The organism is Geothermobacter hydrogeniphilus, assembly GCF_002093115.1.
GTDB lineage: Bacteria > Desulfobacterota > Desulfuromonadia > Desulfuromonadales > Geothermobacteraceae > Geothermobacter_A > Geothermobacter_A hydrogeniphilus.
Genome location: NZ_NAAD01000023.1, coordinates 1 through 16,997, shown reverse-complemented (window position 1 = coordinate 16,997; position 16,997 = coordinate 1). Strand labels below are relative to the sequence as shown.

At 61.9% G+C, this 16,997-nt stretch carries 13 protein-coding genes; 10 read left to right on the top strand and 3 right to left on the bottom strand.

Annotation, left to right across the window (positions count from 1 at the left end):
• Positions 1-120 precede the first annotated feature (120 nt).
• A complete protein-coding gene (locus B5V00_RS14460; RefSeq protein ID WP_245803989.1) occupies positions 121-1,539 on the top strand; it encodes a sigma-54 interaction domain-containing protein in 1,419 nt (472 codons plus the stop codon).
• A gap of 7 nt (positions 1,540-1,546) precedes the next feature.
• Here B5V00_RS14460 and B5V00_RS14455 read toward each other — a convergent pair whose 3' ends face one another.
• Entirely contained in the window at positions 1,547-2,920 is a 1,374-nt protein-coding gene (locus B5V00_RS14455; protein ID WP_085011532.1) for a sigma-54 interaction domain-containing protein, read from the bottom strand.
• A gap of 99 nt (positions 2,921-3,019) precedes the next feature.
• Positions 3,020-4,372: a 3-oxoacid CoA-transferase gene (locus B5V00_RS14450; protein ID WP_085011531.1), complete on the bottom strand. Its 1,353-nt coding sequence runs from the start codon at positions 4,370-4,372 to the stop codon at positions 3,020-3,022.
• Positions 4,373-4,865: 493 nt separating this feature from the next.
• On the opposite strand from B5V00_RS14450, the gene B5V00_RS14445 reads away from it, so the two are divergent.
• From B5V00_RS14445 to B5V00_RS14405, 9 genes are all read left to right on the top strand, one after another.
• Positions 4,866-5,429, top strand: a complete 564-nt coding sequence (locus B5V00_RS14445) for a LutC/YkgG family protein (protein ID WP_085011530.1) — start codon at positions 4,866-4,868, stop codon at positions 5,427-5,429.
• 231 nt (positions 5,430-5,660) lie between these two features.
• Positions 5,661-7,805: an L-lactate dehydrogenase (quinone) large subunit LdhH gene (gene ldhH / locus B5V00_RS14440; RefSeq protein WP_085011529.1), complete on the top strand. Its 2,145-nt coding sequence runs from the start codon at positions 5,661-5,663 to the stop codon at positions 7,803-7,805.
• Between the two features lie 129 nt (positions 7,806-7,934).
• Positions 7,935-9,047 carry a hypothetical protein gene (locus B5V00_RS14435; protein WP_085011528.1) on the top strand — a complete coding sequence of 371 codons (1,113 nt, stop codon included), beginning with the start codon at positions 7,935-7,937 and terminating at the stop codon, positions 9,045-9,047.
• A gap of 5 nt (positions 9,048-9,052) precedes the next feature.
• Positions 9,053-9,526 carry a hypothetical protein gene (locus B5V00_RS14430; protein WP_085011527.1) on the top strand — a complete coding sequence of 158 codons (474 nt, stop codon included), beginning with the start codon at positions 9,053-9,055 and terminating at the stop codon, positions 9,524-9,526.
• Between the two features lies 1 nt (position 9,527).
• Positions 9,528-11,369, top strand: a complete 1,842-nt coding sequence (ggt, locus tag B5V00_RS14425) for a gamma-glutamyltransferase (RefSeq protein WP_172399771.1) — start codon at positions 9,528-9,530, stop codon at positions 11,367-11,369.
• Between the two features lie 78 nt (positions 11,370-11,447).
• Complete coding sequence (locus tag B5V00_RS14420) at positions 11,448-13,448, top strand: sensor histidine kinase (RefSeq protein ID WP_085011525.1); 2,001 nt, start codon at positions 11,448-11,450, stop codon at positions 13,446-13,448.
• Positions 13,448-14,101 carry a class II aldolase/adducin family protein gene (locus B5V00_RS14415; RefSeq protein ID WP_085011524.1) on the top strand — a complete coding sequence of 218 codons (654 nt, stop codon included), beginning with the start codon at positions 13,448-13,450 and terminating at the stop codon, positions 14,099-14,101. Before B5V00_RS14420 ends, B5V00_RS14415 begins: the two co-directional genes overlap by 1 nt.
• A 74-nt stretch (positions 14,102-14,175) precedes the next feature.
• Positions 14,176-14,418, top strand: coding sequence for a DUF6364 family protein (locus tag B5V00_RS14410; RefSeq protein WP_085011523.1), 243 nt, complete (start codon positions 14,176-14,178; stop codon positions 14,416-14,418).
• Entirely contained in the window at positions 14,415-14,819 is a 405-nt protein-coding gene (locus B5V00_RS14405; protein ID WP_085011522.1) for a PIN domain-containing protein, read from the top strand. The genes B5V00_RS14410 and B5V00_RS14405 overlap by 4 nt, the downstream gene beginning before the upstream one ends.
• 30 nt (positions 14,820-14,849) lie before the next feature.
• On the opposite strand, the gene B5V00_RS14400 is transcribed toward B5V00_RS14405, so the two are convergent.
• Positions 14,850-16,787, bottom strand: coding sequence for a response regulator (locus B5V00_RS14400; RefSeq protein ID WP_085011521.1), 1,938 nt, complete (start codon positions 16,785-16,787; stop codon positions 14,850-14,852).
• Positions 16,788-16,997: the final 210 nt, after the last annotated feature.

Genomic DNA, 16,997 nt, shown 5'->3' with positions numbered 1-16,997 from the left:
CCCGTGGACCTGAAAATGTCGTTGTCGGGCGACATGTAGGCGATTGACTACAGCTTTATGTTTGCCGTATGATTGGGATAAAATAAAAAGCCGTTTAATTTTGAGAGAGAGGGACAGGATTTGAAGGGTTTTGAAGAAGATCTGCCACGGGGGTTGTCTGAACAGCTGCGCGGGCTTGGCGATCGTTTGAAGATGGCCGACCTGATTTTCGATCATATCGAAAACGGGGCGGTGGTGACGGATGCCGATGGCTATATCCTGTATTTCAACCGGCCTTACGCGAAGTTCCTGGGGATTGAGGGGGAGGACGCGATCGGCAGGCATGTCACCGAAATTCTGGCCAGCAGCCGCATGCATATTGTCGCGAAAACCGGCAAGGCCGAAATCAATGAAATCTTTACCGCCAAGGGCCATGACATGGTGGTCCAGCGCATCCCGATTTTCGAAAATGGCAAGGTCGTCGCGGTTTTCGGCCAATTAATGTTCAAGGAGGTCGGGGATGTCGGTCGGCTGGCGAGAAACCTGAGCGTGCTGGAATCGAAACTGAAGCTCTATGAAAAGGAGCTGACCTCGTTGCGTGCCGCCCGCTACAGTTTTGACAGCATCTACGGTTCCAGTCCTGCCCTGCTCGCGCTCAAAGAGGAGGCACGCAAGGCCGCCCTGACCGACCTGCCGGTTTTGCTGACGGGGGAATCGGGAACCGGCAAGGAATTGTTTGCCCAGGCGATTCACCAGTCCAGCCCCAGGCGTCGCGGTCCGTCGATCAATATCAATTGTGCCGCCATTCCCAAGGAACTGTTCGAGTCGGAGCTGTTCGGTTATGCCGGTGGCGCCTTTACCGGCGCAAGTTCGGGTGGAAAACCGGGAAAGTTCGAGCTGGCTGATGGCGGAACCCTGTTTCTGGATGAGATCGGCGAGATGCCGCTCGACCTGCAGCCCAAGTTGCTGCGGGTGCTGGAAGAGAAGGTTTTCGAGCGGGTCGGCGGTAATCAGGTGATCAGGAGCGACTTCAGGATTATTGCCGCGACCAATCGGGATCTTGCGGAGATGGTCAGGCAGAAAGAGTTCAGGGAGGATCTCTTCTATCGGCTGAATGTCGTTTCGCTCAATATCCCCCCGCTGCGGGAACGGAAGGGGGATATCGTCTCGTTGGCCCGGCACCTGTTGGACAAGATTGCCGGAAATCATCCCGGTTCACACTATCGATTGACCGAAGCGGCAGAGCGTGTCCTGGCAAATTATCACTGGCCCGGCAATATCCGGGAATTGCTGAATGTTCTGGAAAGAACGGTTTTTACAATTGAGGGGGACAGTATCGATGCCTGTGACCTGCCCTTTTATCTGAGCCGCCCGGTCGCCGTCAGGGCGAGGGGGACGCAATGGAGTCTCCAGGAAGTTGTGGCCGAGGCAGAGCGCGAGGCGTTGCGCAACGCGCTGAAAGTCAGCGGCAACAACAAGGCCCGGGCGGCGAAGCTGCTCGGTATTCACCGGACCGTGCTTTACAAAAAGATGAGCAGATACAAGATTCCGCTGAATTGAAACGCGCCTATGTCGGAAGGCGGGAGCTCTCCGGGTTGTCAATCGGTTCGCCGATCTTGTGCCGGCGCAGTTTGCGTGCCGCGGTCGCCTGGCTGATGCCGAGGGCGGTGGCGACCCGGCGGGTGGTGCGGTGTTTCTCCCAGGCCCTTGTCAGGATCTCCGCCTCGTGGTTTTCCAGCTGGCGTTTCAGGCTGCCCTGCCCGTTGGCCGGGGCGGTCGGCAGACCGCAGTTCTCCGGGGTGAGGACGGTTTCCGTCGAGGTGACCACCAGCCGTTCGATGAAATTTTCCAGTTCGCGGATATTGCCCCGCCAGGGGAGCTGCTCCAGGCGGGACAGCAACGGGGGTGAGAGCTGTTTGAAACTGCGGTATTTGCGGTTGAAGCGTTCGACAAAGGCGTCGGCCAGCAGCGGGATATCCTCTGGACGTCGGCGCAGCGGCGGCAGGGTGATCGGTACCACGTTAAGGCGGTAGTAGAGGTCTTCCCGGAAGCGGCCGGCGGCGACCATCTCCAGCAGGTTGCGGTTGCTGGCGGCGATCACCCGGACATCGACCTTTTCGGCCCGGTTGCCGCCGATGCGGAAGAACTCCCGCTCCTGCAGCACGCCGAGCAGTTTCGACTGCAGATGCAGGGGCAGTTCGGCGATTTCGTCGAGGAACAGGGTGCCGCCGTCGGCCAGAGTGAAGCGCCCGTCGCGGCCCTTGCGGTCGGCGCCGGTGAAGGAGCCGGGGGCATAGCCGAACAGCTCGGCTTCAAGCAGGGTCTCCGGGATGGCGCCGCAGTTGACCTGCAGAAAGGGCCCTTTGCGCCGTTCGCTGGCGCGATGCACCAGCCTGGCGAGCAGGCTCTTGCCGACTCCGGATTCGCCGCTCAGCAGCAGGGTCGAGTCGGTGGGTGCCACCCGCAGGGCGAGGTCGAGGACCTGCTGCATCTGGGGTGAACAGGTGACCAGGTCCTCTTCTTCGGGCATGGCGTCGCGGGCGGTGTCGGCGTCGACCGCCCGGCTGTAGGAGACCACGGTCAGGTCCCAGATGGTGTTGATGATCAGGCGGATGCTGCCGTCGTCGTGGAACAGCGGAATTCCCCTGACCAGCAGCTTGCGGCCGGTGCTGGTCGAGTAGGTGGCGGTCACTGGCTTCTTTTTCTCCAGGACCAGCAGCGAGGCGCTGCCGGAGAATTCGCGGTCCGGGCCGACCATGTCGCGCAGATTGCGACCGACCAGCTCGGCGTTGGAAAAGCCGCTCATCTCCTCGAAGGTCCGGTTGACCCGGATGGTGGTCCCCTCGCCGTCGACCAGGTAGATGCCGTTGGCGACATGGTCGAAGGTCAGTTCCAGCAGTTCCCGGTCGAGGGGCGGCAGGTTGTCGGGGTGGTGGGGCATGGCTGTCTGTTTAACGCAGAGACGGAGAGGAGCAGAGCCGCGGAGAAAAATCGCTCACCGTGTTTTCTCCCCCTCTGCGCCTCTGCGTTGCAATGAAGGTTACAGGTTCACTGCAAACTCGCAGCCGGTACACGCCTTCAGTTCCTCCAGCGAGCTGAAGGGGGAGATCTCGATCAGGGTCAGGCCTTTTTCGGCATCCACCTCGAACACCCCCTTGTCGGTGACCAGCAGGTCAACGACATTCTTGCCGGTGATCGGCAGGCTGCATTCCGGGAGAATTTTCGGACTGCCGTCCCGTGCGCAGTGGTCCATCATTACCACCACTTTCTTGACCCCGGAAACCAGGTCCATGGCTCCGCCCGGGCCCTTGACCATCTTGCCGGGAATCATCCAGTTGGCCAGGTCGCCGGTGCGGGAGACCTGCATGCCACCGAGGACCGAGAGGTCGACCTTGCCGCCGCGGATCATGGCGAAGGACTCGGCGGAATCGAAGAAGGCTGCGCCGTCGATGGTGGTGATGGTCTGCTTGCCGGCATTGATCAGGTCGGCGTCGACCTGCTCCTCGGTGGGGAAGGGGCCGATGCCGAGCAGGCCGTTCTCCGACTGCAGGATGATGTCGACGTCCGCGGGGATGAAGTTGGCGACCAGCGTCGGCATGCCGATGCCGAGGTTGACATAGGCGCCGTCGGTCAGTTCGCGGGCGACCCGTTTCGCCATCCATTCCCGTTCCGGCTTGATTCCTGCTCCGCCGGTGCCGCTTACCGCCAGGGTGCGCTGTTCGATCGGTTTTTCAAAGGAGGCGCCGAGCAGGATGCGGTCGACATAGACGCCCGGAAGGTGGACCTGGTCGGGATCGAGTTCCCCGGCTTCGACGATCTGTTCGACCTCGGCGATGGTGACCCGGCCGGCCTTGGCGCAGGCGGCGTTGAAGTTGCGGGCAGTCTTGCGGAAGATCAGGTTGCCGGCCTTGTCCGCCTTCCAGGCCTTGATGATCGCCAGGTCGGCGGTCAGGCTTTCTTCCTGGACATAATCCTTGTCGCCGAAACGCTGCACCGGTTTGCCTTCGGTCAGCTTGGTGCCGTAACCGGTGCGGGTGAAAAAAGCCGGAATGCCGGCGCCGCCGGCCCGCAGTTTCTCGGCCAGGGTGCCCTGCGGGGTCAGTTCCAGTTCGAGGTCGCCGTCGAGGAACTGTTTTTCAAAGGTGGCGTTCTCGCCGACGTAGGAGGAGATCATTTTTCGGATCTGTCGCGTCTGCAGCAACAGGCCGAGACCGAAGTCGTCAACCCCGGCGTTGTTGCTGATCACTGTCAGTCCTCTGGCGCCTGAGTCGCGCAGGGCGGTGATCAGGTTTTCGGGAATCCCGCAGAGTCCGAAGCCGCCGGCCGCCACGGTCATGTTGTCGCTGGTGAGGCCCTCCAGGGCCTTGGCTGCATCATGAAAAATCGGTTTCATCAGTTACACTCCTTGTGTTAGACCTGCCTGAACAGGCCCCGGATTCAGGTCGGGATGAAAGGTGTTTCCACTTGCTTCAGCAAGTCCCGTTCCGGAGCTGAAAAAGTCAGCAATAACAACGAGTTGTCAATCGGCAGCGGTTTCTGGCAAGACTGTTTGACGCATTTGTGAATCAACGGTTGCCGGATATTGGTGATTTATGCCTCTTTTTTCCGGCAAAAGCAACCATGATTCAGAAATAATTCATTGATTCATTTATGAATCAATAGATGAAGTAAAGCTAGTCTTCACCGCTTCATAGCTACGGCTATGCAGCGGAAAGCGCGCCTTGTCGACACGGAAAATCCCGGCGCAATATGACGAAATCCTATGAGTTACAGGGTATTGGGGAGGTGTCGAGAAAACGATGTTTTGAATTTTTTCTTGACCCGGGATTTTGTCCTGAATATGATAAGACCAATTATTGGTAAGACCAATTGTGATTGAGGTGTCCATGAACGAGACAAACCTGATCCGGACTTTCTGCGCTGCCGCCGAAGCGGTCGGCGCCGAAATCCTGCGCCCCGCGGGATCTGAGCAGGCGCTGGGGATGATTCGCGAGCTGGTGACCGGTCCCGTCGCCCTGCCCGCCTTTCCGAGCGGCGAACGTCTCGGTCTGGCTGCGGGACTGGCCGGATTCGGCATTGAGCTGCTTACCGGTGACCTGCGCGCCGGCGCGGCGACTGCCGCCCTCGGCATCACCGGCGTCAACTTTGCTCTGGCGGCGACCGGAACCCTGGTGCTGGAGAGCACCCCCGAGCCGATCCGTCTCGCCAGCACCCTGCCGGAGCGCCACGTCGCCCTGCTCGATCCGAAGAAAATCATCCCTGACCTGGTGGCGGCCACTCCGCTGCTGCGGCAGTTTCACCAGCAACAGCCGCAGAACTATCTTGCCTACATCACCGGTCCGTCGCGCACCGCTGACATCGAACGGGTCCTGACCATCGGCGTACACGGCCCGAAGGAACTGTATATTCTGCTGCTGGAAGGGTTGTCGGACGATCCTCTGGAGATGTAGGGCGCTTCGCGCAGGGCACGAGGCCAGAGGCTCGAGGTGAGAGGTAAAAACCTTTGAAGGCCACCAAGGCGCCGAGAGCGCCAGGAAAAGCATGAAGATTCTGTTTTCACCCAAAAACTTGCAGGTTCTCTTGGTGACCTTGGCGTCTTTAGCGAGCAGAGCGAGCGAGTGGCCCAAAGATTTTCTCTGTGTTCTCTGTGACTCTGTGGTGAAAAACGATTGTGAGGCGTTATGAAAACACGCACAAAACAATACAAGCAGCGCGTCGATCAGGCGCTGGCGACTCCGAAACTGCAACAGGCGCTGCACCAGTTCGGCGATGCCTACCTGCTGGCGCGGGAAAAGGCCTTCGAGGGTTTTGATTTCGAACAGTTGCGCGCGGATGTGGCGCAGATGAAGGATCGTGTTCTGGTTGATCGGCAGCAGCTGCAGGAGCAGTTCATCGCCAACGCCGAAGCCGCCGGAGCAAGGGTTTTCCTGGCGAAAACCGCCGAGGATGCCAACCGCTACATCGCCGATCTGGTTCGCGAGCGGGGCGTCAGGCTGGTGGTGAAGAGCAAGAGCATGGCCAGCGAGGAGATTCACCTCAACCGGGCGATCGAAAAGGCCGGGGCGAAGGCGCTTGAGACCGATCTCGGTGAATGGATCATCCAACTCGCCGGACAGCGGCCGAGCCACATGGTGATGCCGGCGATTCACATGTTCAAGGAAGAGGTCGCCGAGCTGTTCAGCAAACAGACCGGCCGCGAGGAACCGGCCGAGATCGAACACCTGGTTCAGGTCGCCCGCGAGCAGTTGCGCCAGGGCTATCTTGATGCCGACATGGGGATCTCCGGGGCCAACCTGGCGATCGCCGAAACCGGAGGTATCGCCCTGGTGACCAACGAGGGCAATGCCCGGCTGGCCACCACCCTGCCGAAGATTCATGTCGCCCTGGTCGGTATCGAGAAACTGGTGCCGACCCTGGAAGATGCCGCCAGAGTGCTGCAGGTGCTGCCGCGCAACGCCACCGGTCAGCAGCTCACTTCCTACGTCAGCTGGATCCGCGGCGCGGTGCCCTGCGACGACGGCGAGAAGGAACTGCACATCGTGCTGCTCGACAACGGCCGCGGCGCTCTGGCCGAGTCGGACAAATGCCGGGACGCTCTGCGCTGCATCAAGTGCGGTGCCTGCGCCAACGTCTGCCCGGTCTACCAGAGTGTCGGCGGGCATGTCTTCGGCCACATCTACATCGGTGCCATCGGCATCATCCTCACCGCCTTCTATCATGGCCTCGACAACGCCGCCGAGCTGGTGCGGGCCTGCATCGGCTGCCGCGCCTGCGTCAGTGTCTGCCCGTCGCAGATCGATCTCGAAGACATTATCCTCCATCTGCGTGAGGCCATTGGCGACGAAGAGGGTGTCGGCGCAGCCAAGTCGCTGGTGTTCCGCAAGGTGCTGCGCAACCGGGCGCTGTTCCATACCCTGCTGCGCACCGCCGCCAGGCTGCAGAAGCCGGTCACCAGGGGCGAGCGAATTATCCGTCATCTGCCGCTGTTCTTCAATTCCCTGACCGAATGGCGCAGTCTTCCCGCCATCGCCGACAAGCCGCTGCGCGACAGTTTCGCCGACATCCCGCAACGGGTCGAGAAGCCGAAATACACCGTTGCTTTCTTCGCCGGCTGCCTCAACGACTTCGTCTACCCGGAGATGGGCGAGTCCCTGGTCAAGGTCCTCAACCGCCTCGGGGTGCGGGTCACTTTTCCGAAACAGCAGAACTGCTGCGGTGTCCCGGCCCTCTATTCCGGCGACCGGGAGACCGCCACCGAACTGGCCCGGCAGAATATCGAGGCGCTGCTCGCGGACTCCCCCGATTTCATCGTCACCACCTGCCCGACCTGCACCATGGCCCTGCAGCGTGATTTCGTCGATCAGCTCAAGGATAACCCGGCCTGGGCGGCCCGCGCCGAGGACCTGGCGGCGAAGACCATCGATGTCGCCCGCCTGATCCACCAGTACCTCGACGCGAAAGAGCTGCTGGGCGAAGCGGCCGAGAAGGTCACCTACCACGATTCCTGCCACCTCAAGCGCGGTGCCGGGGTCTGGCGGGAACCGCGCGCGCTGCTCGAACAGAGTGGCCGGGAACTGGTCGAGATGGCCCATGCCGACCGCTGCTGCGGTTTCGGCGGCAGCTATTCCTTCTCCAGTCACCCGGAGATCGCCCGCACGATTCTCGACGACAAGCTGCGTGATATCGAGCAGTCCGGCGCGACCTGCGTCGCCATGGATTGTCCCGGCTGCCTTCTGCAGATCGCCGGCGGTCTCGACAACCGGCGCTCGAAGGTGCGCGCGCGTCACACCATCGAACTGCTGGCGGAATCGGTGGCCAAGGGGTAAGATGGGAGACAGGATGTGAGATGCCAGAAATAAGATCCGCAAAATGAGTTTTTCGCTTTGCCTTCGCGTCTCACATCTCTCATCTAACGTCTCACTTGTTACATTCTTCCCTTCAGCCCCGGATGCCCCATGACGTTTTCTCCCACCGCCATCAGTTCCCATCCCGCCTTCATCTCCCGGCAGCAGCTTCGACAGCTGCTGGGATGTATGCGTGCCCTTTATCGGCTGCAGGCCTGCCCGGCCTATCGCCGCGAGGTCGAGGTCGAACTGCCGGCATCGGCCCGCTTCGATCCCGGGCACGACGCGGTGATGATGGGTTACGATTTTCACCTGAGCGATGATGGTCCGCGACTGATCGAAGTCAACACCAATGCCGGCGGCGCCATGTATGCCTATTTCGCCGCCCATCCGGACCAGATCGGCAAATGCCCGCCGCCGGGGCCGTTCCCGCGCCGACTGCTGGAAACCTTCTGGCGGGACTGGCGGGCCTTCAGCGATGGGCAGTCGCCTCGGCCGCGGCGGCTGGTGATTCTGGACGAGAAGCCCGAAGAGCAGCATCTCTACCCCGAGATGGTCTGTTGCCGCAGCCTTTTCATCCAGGCCGGACTCAGTTGCGACATTGCCGATCCGGAGGAACTGGAGGCCTCCGCGGAGGGGGTGTTCCTGGCCGGAGAAAGGGTCGATTTCATCTACAACCGGCATTGCGATTTCTACCTTGAAAGCGAGGCCATGGCCGGGTTGCGCCGGGCCTACCTGGCCGGGCGAATCTGCCTGTCGCCCCATCCGCGCGCCTACGGACTGCTGGCCGACAAGCGGCGCATGGTGCTCTGGTCCGATCCGGAGCGCCTGGCCGGTTATGGCCTGCGCCCGGAAGATCGTGAGTTGATTCAATGCTGCGTGCCTAGGAGCCGACTGCTGGCGGATCTTGACCCCGAGAATGCCTGGAGCGACCGCAAGAAAATGATTTTCAAGCCGGTCGGGCGTTATGGCGGCAAGGGGGTGCTCAGCGGCCGGTCCATCACCCGCAAGCGGTTTGCCGTCCTGCCGCCGGCGGAGACCCTGGTGCAGGCCGAGGTGCCGCCGTCGATGACCGACGGCGGAGATGAGCGGTTCAAGACCGATTACCGGGTTTTCGCCTACCGGGACCGGGCGATCGGCATCGCCGCCCGTCTCTACCGGGGCCAGGTGACCAATCTGCAGACGCCCGGCGGCGGCTTTGCCCGGGTCGAACTGGTGGATTGAGCCGGATGGCCCTGCTGGCCGTTGACCTTGGTCTGCGCACCGGGCTGGCCTGTTATGGCCGGGAGGGGCGGTTGCTCTGGTACCGTTCCAGCAACTTCGGTCGGCCGGGACGATTGCGGCGGGCCATCCCCGGTATTGTTGCCGCGATCCCCAACCTCTCTCACCTGGTTATGGAGGGGGGCGGCCCCCTGGCCGAGATCTGGCGTCGGGAAGCCGAACGTCAGCGGCTGGAGATTCTGCAGTTCAGTGCCGAGCAGTGGCGCCGGGACCTGTTGCTGCCGCGTCAGCAGCGCTGCGGCGTTGACGCCAAACGTCATGCCGACGAGCTGGCTCGGCAGGTGATCGCCTGGTCGGGGTTGAAGCGTCCGACCTCGCTGCGGCATGATGCCGCCGAAGCGATTCTGGTCGGTCTGTATGCCGTCCGGCGGCTTGCCTGGATTCCCGACGCAACCGCGCTGCCGGATGCGTTGCGAGGTTGATATGCGTCGTTTCTGCTGTCTGCTGCTGGTCCTGGGGTTATCGATCGCGGCCTGTCACGCTCCGCAGCCTCTGCCGCCGACCTCTGAACCGTCCTTCCCTGTTCCGAACGAACCGTCTGCCGCGCAAGTGATCCCTCCAGGTCAGGTGCCGCCGGACGAGCGACCACCCGTGGTGACGCCGGACATCTCCCTTGAACCGCTCGAAAAAATTTCTCCAGTTGTGCCGTCAGCCCCGGTGTTTCCGGTTGCTGCCGAGGAGCCGTTCGGCGTCGTGGCTGCTGTCCATCCGTTGGCGGTGGGTGCCGGAATGCGGGTGTTGCGCGGCGGCGGCAACGCGGTGGACGCCGCCGTTGCCGCGGCGCTGACGTTGGGTGTGGTGGATGGCTATAATTCCGGAATCGGTGGCGGCTGCCTGATCCTGGTGCGGACCTCCGGGGGCGAACTGCTGGCGATCGACGGACGTGAAACGGCACCGCGGCTGGCCGATCGCGAGATGTTCCTTCACAACGGCGAGGCTGATCCCGAGTTGTCGCGCCACGGGCCGCTGGCGGTCGGTACGCCGGGGGCTCTGGCCGCTTACCGGTTGCTGCTCGACAAGGCCGGAACAAAAAAGCTGTCCGACCTGATCAAACCTGCCGCCGATCTGGCGGAGCAGGGTTTCCTGATCGATGGGCGCTACGCGGACCGCCTGCGGCGGGTCGCCGGACGGTTGAAACGTGACCCCGGCAGCGCGGCGATCTTCCTTGATCGCCGGGGGCGTCCCTGGCCGGCCGGGCATCGTCTGCTTCAGCCCGATCTCGCCGCCAGTTATCGCCGTATCGCCCGTGAGGGAATTGACTGGTTCTACCGCGGCGCCTATGCGCGTTCTCTGGATCGCTGGATGCGCGCTCACGGCGGAGTGCTGCGTTTCGCCGACCTGGCAGACTATCGCCCCGTTCACCGCCAGCCGATCCGCAGCGGTTACCGCGGACTGACCATCGTCGGTTTTCCGCCGCCTTCCTCGGGAGGAGTTCTCGTTGCCGAAATTCTCAATATCCTGCAGTATTTTCCCCTCGCCCGGTTGCCGGCAGGTACCCGCCTGCATCTCGTTGCCGAGGCCGAGAAGCGGGCCTTTGCCGACCGCGCCTTCTGGCTCGGGGACGCTGATTTTGTTCCGGTGCCGCGGGGATTGCTGGACAAGGGCTATGCTGCGGAACTGGCTGCCGGAATCGATACCGAGATGGCAACCCCGGTGCCGGTGGCCGGTACGCCACCACGGGCAGCGAACGACCTGTTTGAACACCACACCACCCACATCGCCGCTGCCGACCGGGCCGGCAACTGGGTCGCCATCACCGCGACCCTCAATACCAGCTTCGGGGCCAAGGTTGTGGTGCCGGGCAGCGGCATCGTTCTCAACAATGAGATGGATGACTTTGCCGTGGCTCCGGGGGTGCCCAACAGTTTCGGCCTGGTCGGTGCCGAGGCCAACAGTGTCGCGTCCGGCAAACGACCGCTGTCGAGTATGAGCCCAACCCTGGTTCTGCGGGGGGAAAAGCCGATTCTGGCCCTTGGTGCCGCCGGCGGACCGACCATCATCAGCCAGGTTGTCCAGGTGTTGATCAACCGTTTTGATCTCGGGATGTCCCTTTCCGCTGCGGTTGCGGCGCCCCGCATTCATCACCAGTGGCGTCCCGATCGACTGCGGGTTGAGCGGCGGCTGTCTCTGCCGGTGCGCAGAGTGCTGGAAAAAGCCGGTCACCGGCTGCAGACGCGCGGCACCATCGGCGTTACCCAGGCGGTCGGCCGTGATCGCGAAGGTCACCTGCGGGCGGTGATCGACCCGCGGCTGCAGGCGGAGTGATGTCGATATTTTTCAGCGGCCTTCTCTTTTCTCTGCTACACTTCCCGTCAAACCCCACTCCTCCGCGATTCGTTGTTCATGACGCTGAAAAGTAAGATCATTCTCCAGACCTCCCTGCTCTGCCTGATCCTCTGGGTCGGTGCCTGCTACCTGTTCCTGGGGACCTACCGTGTGCAGCAGAAACTGCGTTATTTTACTCCGGCCACCGACTACCTGATTGCGGTGGCCGATATCGACCTCGCCCTTTCCAGTGAACAGCGGTTCCTCTGGTCGAGCCTGGCGGGAGGAGGGACGCTGCCCGGCAAGACCCTCGACCGGCGGCAGCAAAGAGTTATCGCCGCTTTCGAACGGGCCCTGGTCGTGATTGAACGCCAGCGCGCTCTCGGTGTCGTCGGCGAGGATGATGACCTCGCCCGGGTCAGGAGCCTGTTCGAGCTCTACAATCTCTGGCGGCAGCGCAGCCGTGAGCTGCTGAAGGCTGATTCCTATGTCCGCCGTCTGACCGAAACGGCCCGCGTGCTGCTCGGGGATCAGCTTTTTCCCGGCCTTGAGGAGGCCGCTGAAGACGGGGTCGGTGAAGTCCAGGAGGCGTATGTCGATCTTGAAGAAACCCTCGGTTTTTTCCCCTGGATGCAGGCCGGGGCCCGGCAGCGGATTCGTGACATCAATGCCGATCTCGCCTTCGTCATTGACGGTAACCACGTCTATGCCCTGCTCAACCGCCAGTTTGCGGTCCTGCAGGCCTACCGCGTCAACGGCCAGAAAGAAGACCTGGGTCGTTTCCAGGAACTCTTTGCCCTGACGGAAGATGCCCTCAGCCGTTGGCAGGGGCAGTCGCTGGAGCGGCTGCGGTTGGATATTGATGATCGCGCGCGGTCCCTCGACCTGGACAAGGTGAAGGCTGTCGAAGAGGGTTACTCACTGCTGCGGGAACTGGTCGGCGAGGCCCTGCTGCCGGTACCGGTCGAGAAAGCGGACGAGGCGCTCAAGAGCGTGGTTCACCGGATCGAGGGACTGATCCAGGGGAACCTGCGACCGGCGGTGATGGCATCGCTCAAGAGCGGAGTCGAGAGTATCCATCAGACGTCGACCGTCACCAACCAGGTGGGGGTGGCCGCCTTTGCCGTTCTGTTGCTGCTCATTATCGTGCAGTCGCTTCGCTGGGTGCGCGACCTGCTGCGTTCTCTCGATCGGCTGCGGGTCGGTATCGCGGCCTTCCAGTCCGGGGACCTGGACCATCGGGTCGAGGTCGTCGGGCGGGACGAATTCACCGAGTTGGCCCGGTCGCTCAACCTGATGGCTGAACAGCTGCAGTCCAGCCGCCAGGAAATCGGCGACCTGAATGCCTCTCTGGAACGCAAGGTCAGGGAGCGGACACGGATGCTTGAAGAGGCCAACCGTGAGCTGAAGGCTTTCAACTACATGGTCTCCCACGACCTGCGCAATCCTCTCTCGGCGGTTCTCGGCCTCGGCCAGGTGCTGCTGGAGAAGGCGCGGCGGAACCGGGATGAAGACCAGATACCTCTCCAGCATGTGGTCGAGGGAGCCGAGCGGATCGACAAGACCATCGATGCCCTGCTCAACCTGTCGCAGTTCGGCTGTCGGCCGTTGCGTTACGATGCGGTCGATCTCGCCGTACTGGCGGGGAAGGTCAGGGATGAACTGCAACTGATTCATGGCGGGTTCATGCTGAACTGCCCCTCTTCGGGGGGACTGACGATCGCCGCCGACCCCGACCTGATGCGGCTGGTGATGGAAAACCTGATGCAGAATGCCCTCAAGTATGCCGTTGCCGATCGTGAACTGCGTATCGAGGTCGGCAGGACCGAAACCGAAAAAGGACCGGCTTTCTATGTCAGGGACAATGGTCGGGGTTTTGATCCGTCCGCTGCCGGTGACATATTCGCGCCTTTCAGCCGCCTGCACGAGGAGTCGGGGATTGAAGGCAAGGGAATCGGGCTGGCGATCGTGCAGCGCATCATTCGTCGTCATGGCGGTGATGTCTGGGCTGAAGGGATGCCGGGGGAAGGTGCCTGTTTCTACTTCACCATCGGTTTGCCGCGGACAGGAGAGTCCTGATGAGTGATCATCGTGAAGGAGTCATCAAGTTTGAGCTTGATTACCGGCAGGGACCGGCTCCGGCCCGGGAGCTGGTGACCGGCCTCAATGCCTGGCGGCAGATTCTTTGTCGGCTCGGTCTGCTCGGGCAGGATCCCGACCGCTACCAGGGACTGGGGTTCGGCAATGTCAGCTGCCGGGTCGGCGCCTTTGCCGGTGAGACCCGCCGGCGCCGGTTCATCATCAGCGGCAGCCAGACCGGCATGCTCGAACAGCTGACCCCGGAGCATTTCGTCCTGGTGGACGAGTGCTGTCCCGAGACCAACCACATCAGTGCCAGCGGGCCGCTCAGGCCCTCCTCGGAATCCTTGACCCACGGCGCCCTCTACGCCGCCGACAACCAGCTGCGGGCGGTGCTACACGCCCATTCCCCGGAAATCTGGCAGGCGGCCGTAACTCTCGGTCTGCCGGTCACCGATCACCGCATTGCCTACGGCACCCCGCAGATGGCGGCCGAGATGCAGCGTCTCTATGCCGACCCGGCGGTTCGTGACGGCGGGCTGATCGTCATGGGCGGCCATGAGGACGGGGTGGTCAGTTTCGGGCCGGGGCTGGATGTCGCCGGCCAGGTGATGGTCCGGACCCTGGCGCGGGCCCTGGCGGTGATCCGCTGAGGGCAGGGCTAAGGTTGACGCCCTGTTTACATTGACGTATTATTTGTTTGTACATATACGTCATGGAGGCCGCCATGCAGACAAAACTGACTTTACGTATTGACGAGAAATTGATTGCCCGGGCCAAGAAAACCGCCCGGGCAAGGGGTAAATCGGTTTCGCAGATGGTTGCAGAATATTTCGTGCGTCTTGATTCGCAACGTCCCATTGATCCTGATCAACTTCCCCCGACAACTCTTTCCCTCAAGGGATTTCTCGGTTCCAGGGATTTGAGTCGCGAAGACTATCGACGTTACCTTGAGGAGAAGCACCGGTGAAGGTCCTGATCGATACCAACGTGGTGCTTGATCTGCTGTTGGACCGGGAACCTTTTGTCGCAGACGCCGCCGAAGTTTTTGCCCGCATCGAACGTTGTCAATGGCAGGGGTATTTGTGTGCTACAACCCTGACAACGATTCACTATCTTGTCGGCAGGGAGGTTGGCGGGCAGCGGGCCAGGATCGCGGTCGGCAAATTGCTCAGCCTCTGTGAAGTGGCTCCGGTGACGCGACAGGTTCTGGAGGGGGCTTTGCGGTCAGGTTTTGCAGATTTTGAAGATGCGGTTCTGCACGAGGCGGCAAAGGCGGTTCAGGCTGATGTGATCATGACCCGGAATCAGAAGGACTTCAAGCCGGCCACCCTTCCGGTTGTCGGGCCGGATGAACTGCTGGGCAGATAGTCGTTATCCCGGTTCCCCCATACACTGTTCTCACCCGAACATCCGTTTGAACAATCCTTTCTTTTCCTGTTCCCGTTTTTCCCGCAGCTGTTTCAGGCCGCGACGGGCGAGCACCTGCCGGGGATCGAGTTTCAGCGCCTTGCCGAATTCGGCCTCGGCGAGGGAATCCTGGCCGGCGTCGAGGTGCATCCAGCCCTTGTAGGCGAAGCCTTCGCCGCTGCGCTCCAGGGTCAGAGCGCGGGCCAGCAACTGCCGCGCCTTGTCACGCATCGCCCGGCTCTGAGCGTTATTGGGATTTTTGTAGATCGCCCAGGCGAGGTTGGCGAGATAGATGCCGTTGTTGGTGTCGATGTTGCTGGCATCCTGCAGGGCCTTTTCGGCCTCCTCCCATTCCTCCATGGCAAGGAAGGTCAGCCCCGACTGGAACTGGATCCGGGCCTGAAACCGTTCGTCTCCCGCTTCCCCCAGGCCGATCTTGTCCGAGCCGAGCAACTGGTCGTAATTCTCCTTTTTAACCACGTCAGAGAGGGTGTTGTAGGCGTTGCTGACGGTTGACAGGATCTCTTCGACCAGTGCCGCTTCTTCTCCGCCGAGCTGCATCAGCGTCTCCGGACCGAATTTGCGGGTCAGTTTGAAGTAGCGTTGTTTGAGCAGGTCGAAGGAGAACTCACCGCTGCGCAGCCCGAAGACTTCATAATAGTTTTTGCCCTGCAGTTCGGCATGGGCCCGGCGGACTTCCGCGGCCAGTGAACTGTCGCTGCTCTCAGTTGACGCGGCGTTCTCCGCCGGCATGACGAACGCGGCGGACTCCTCTTCGCCGCCGAGGACATCACCGAAGCTTTCCAGTTTTTCTTCGACGGCGTCGGCTTCGATCTCGAGATCGTTGAACAGGGTTCTGACCGGTCGTTCTCCGGGCTCGGCGGCGGGGATCGGTTGCGCGGCAAAGCGGATCATTTCCAGCTTGTCGAGGGTGTGCAGCAGAGCCCGGCCGATGTCGAGCCCCGCGAGGACCTCCTGCAGCGTCCGTTGACCGTCGAGGCGCGGCAGAAGTTTCTTTTCTTCCTCTTCCAGGCACAGGAAGTTGACGTATCGGTAGTAGTTGTCAGCCAGGGCGACGTACTCGCCACCGTGCCGTGCCAGCAGCCCGTCGCCGGTCGGCGGGTGATGATGAAAACCTTCGTAGAGAATGCGTGGGACGTTGACCGCAACCACCTGCAGTCGCGGCGGAAGCCGGTACGGATGGCGTTTGACTGCGGGGGAAGGGAGGGTGAAGCCGGCCACCAGTTCGGTACTCAGCCAGGCGAGTTTTTCCTGCAGCAGATCGGGATAGGTGAGGCAACCCATTTCAACCAGGGCGGTGTGACGGCCTTCGGCAGCGTGCCTGTACCAGGCGTATTCTTCGGCGGACAGGAGACCGCGGCTCTGCAGCCAGCTGCCGAAGTCGGGCTGGGTTATGCCCGGAGAAAGGGCGACCGGGCGGCCGTCGATCAGGTCGAGGCTGCAGTGCTGTTGCGGTGACCGCAGCTGCAGCCGGCCACTGAAGCGGTCGAGGAAGGCGCCGGCGAGGATGGCGGCAAAGGGTTGGCCCTCCGTTTTTCCCGGCTGCAGTTCGGCTTTGACCGCGGCCAGCAGTTCGGCCCCCTTGAAGGGTTTTTCCAGGTAATGGCGGACGCCCAGTTTGCGGGCCGCCTGAAGATACTTGTCACCTTTGTAGATGCCGGTCGCGATAATTACCGGCAGCGAGCGGGTCTTGTCACTCTGGCGGAGCTTTTTCAGCAGCTCGATGCCGTGCAGTCGCGGCAGTCGCAGATCGAGCAGCAGCAGGTCGGGCGGCTGCCTGACGATGCGGGTCAGGGCGCTCACTCCGTCGGCAGCGATGTCACAGTCCAGGCCGCGGCGTTCCAGCAGAGTCTTCAGTGACACCGCCAGTTGCGGATTGTCTTCGGCGATGAGAATGCGTTTTTTCATGCGCTGCTCCTCCCGCCATTCCCCTCCTGCCGGAATGGAAAAATGCAGAAAATCAGTTGTCAGTTGTCAGTTGTCAGTTGTCAGCACCCAGCGCCCAGTACCCAGCGCCCAGTACCCAGCGCCCAGTACCCAGCGCCTAGTACCCTGTAACTCAAAGGATTTCGTAATATTGCGCCGGGATTTTCCGTGTCGACAAGGCGCGCTTTCCGC

Excerpts from the sequence above, each read along its gene's own strand:
- B5V00_RS14455 (WP_085011532.1), bottom strand. The coding sequence starts at position 2,920 with ATGCCCCACCACCCCGACAACCTGCCGCCCCTCGACCGGGAACTGCTG.
- B5V00_RS14450 (WP_085011531.1), bottom strand. The coding sequence starts at position 4,372 with ATGAAACCGATTTTTCATGATGCAGCCAAGGCCCTGGAGGGCCTCACC.
- B5V00_RS14445 (WP_085011530.1), top strand. The coding sequence starts at position 4,866 with ATGAACGAGACAAACCTGATCCGGACTTTCTGCGCTGCCGCCGAAGCG.
- ldhH (WP_085011529.1), top strand. The coding sequence starts at position 5,661 with ATGAAAACACGCACAAAACAATACAAGCAGCGCGTCGATCAGGCGCTG.
- B5V00_RS14435 (WP_085011528.1), top strand. The coding sequence starts at position 7,935 with ATGACGTTTTCTCCCACCGCCATCAGTTCCCATCCCGCCTTCATCTCC.
- B5V00_RS14430 (WP_085011527.1), top strand. The coding sequence starts at position 9,053 with ATGGCCCTGCTGGCCGTTGACCTTGGTCTGCGCACCGGGCTGGCCTGT.
- ggt (WP_172399771.1), top strand. The coding sequence starts at position 9,528 with ATGCGTCGTTTCTGCTGTCTGCTGCTGGTCCTGGGGTTATCGATCGCG.
- B5V00_RS14420 (WP_085011525.1), top strand. The coding sequence starts at position 11,448 with ATGACGCTGAAAAGTAAGATCATTCTCCAGACCTCCCTGCTCTGCCTG.
- B5V00_RS14415 (WP_085011524.1), top strand. The coding sequence starts at position 13,448 with ATGAGTGATCATCGTGAAGGAGTCATCAAGTTTGAGCTTGATTACCGG.
- B5V00_RS14410 (WP_085011523.1), top strand. The coding sequence starts at position 14,176 with ATGCAGACAAAACTGACTTTACGTATTGACGAGAAATTGATTGCCCGG.
- B5V00_RS14400 (WP_085011521.1), bottom strand. The coding sequence starts at position 16,787 with ATGAAAAAACGCATTCTCATCGCCGAAGACAATCCGCAACTGGCGGTG.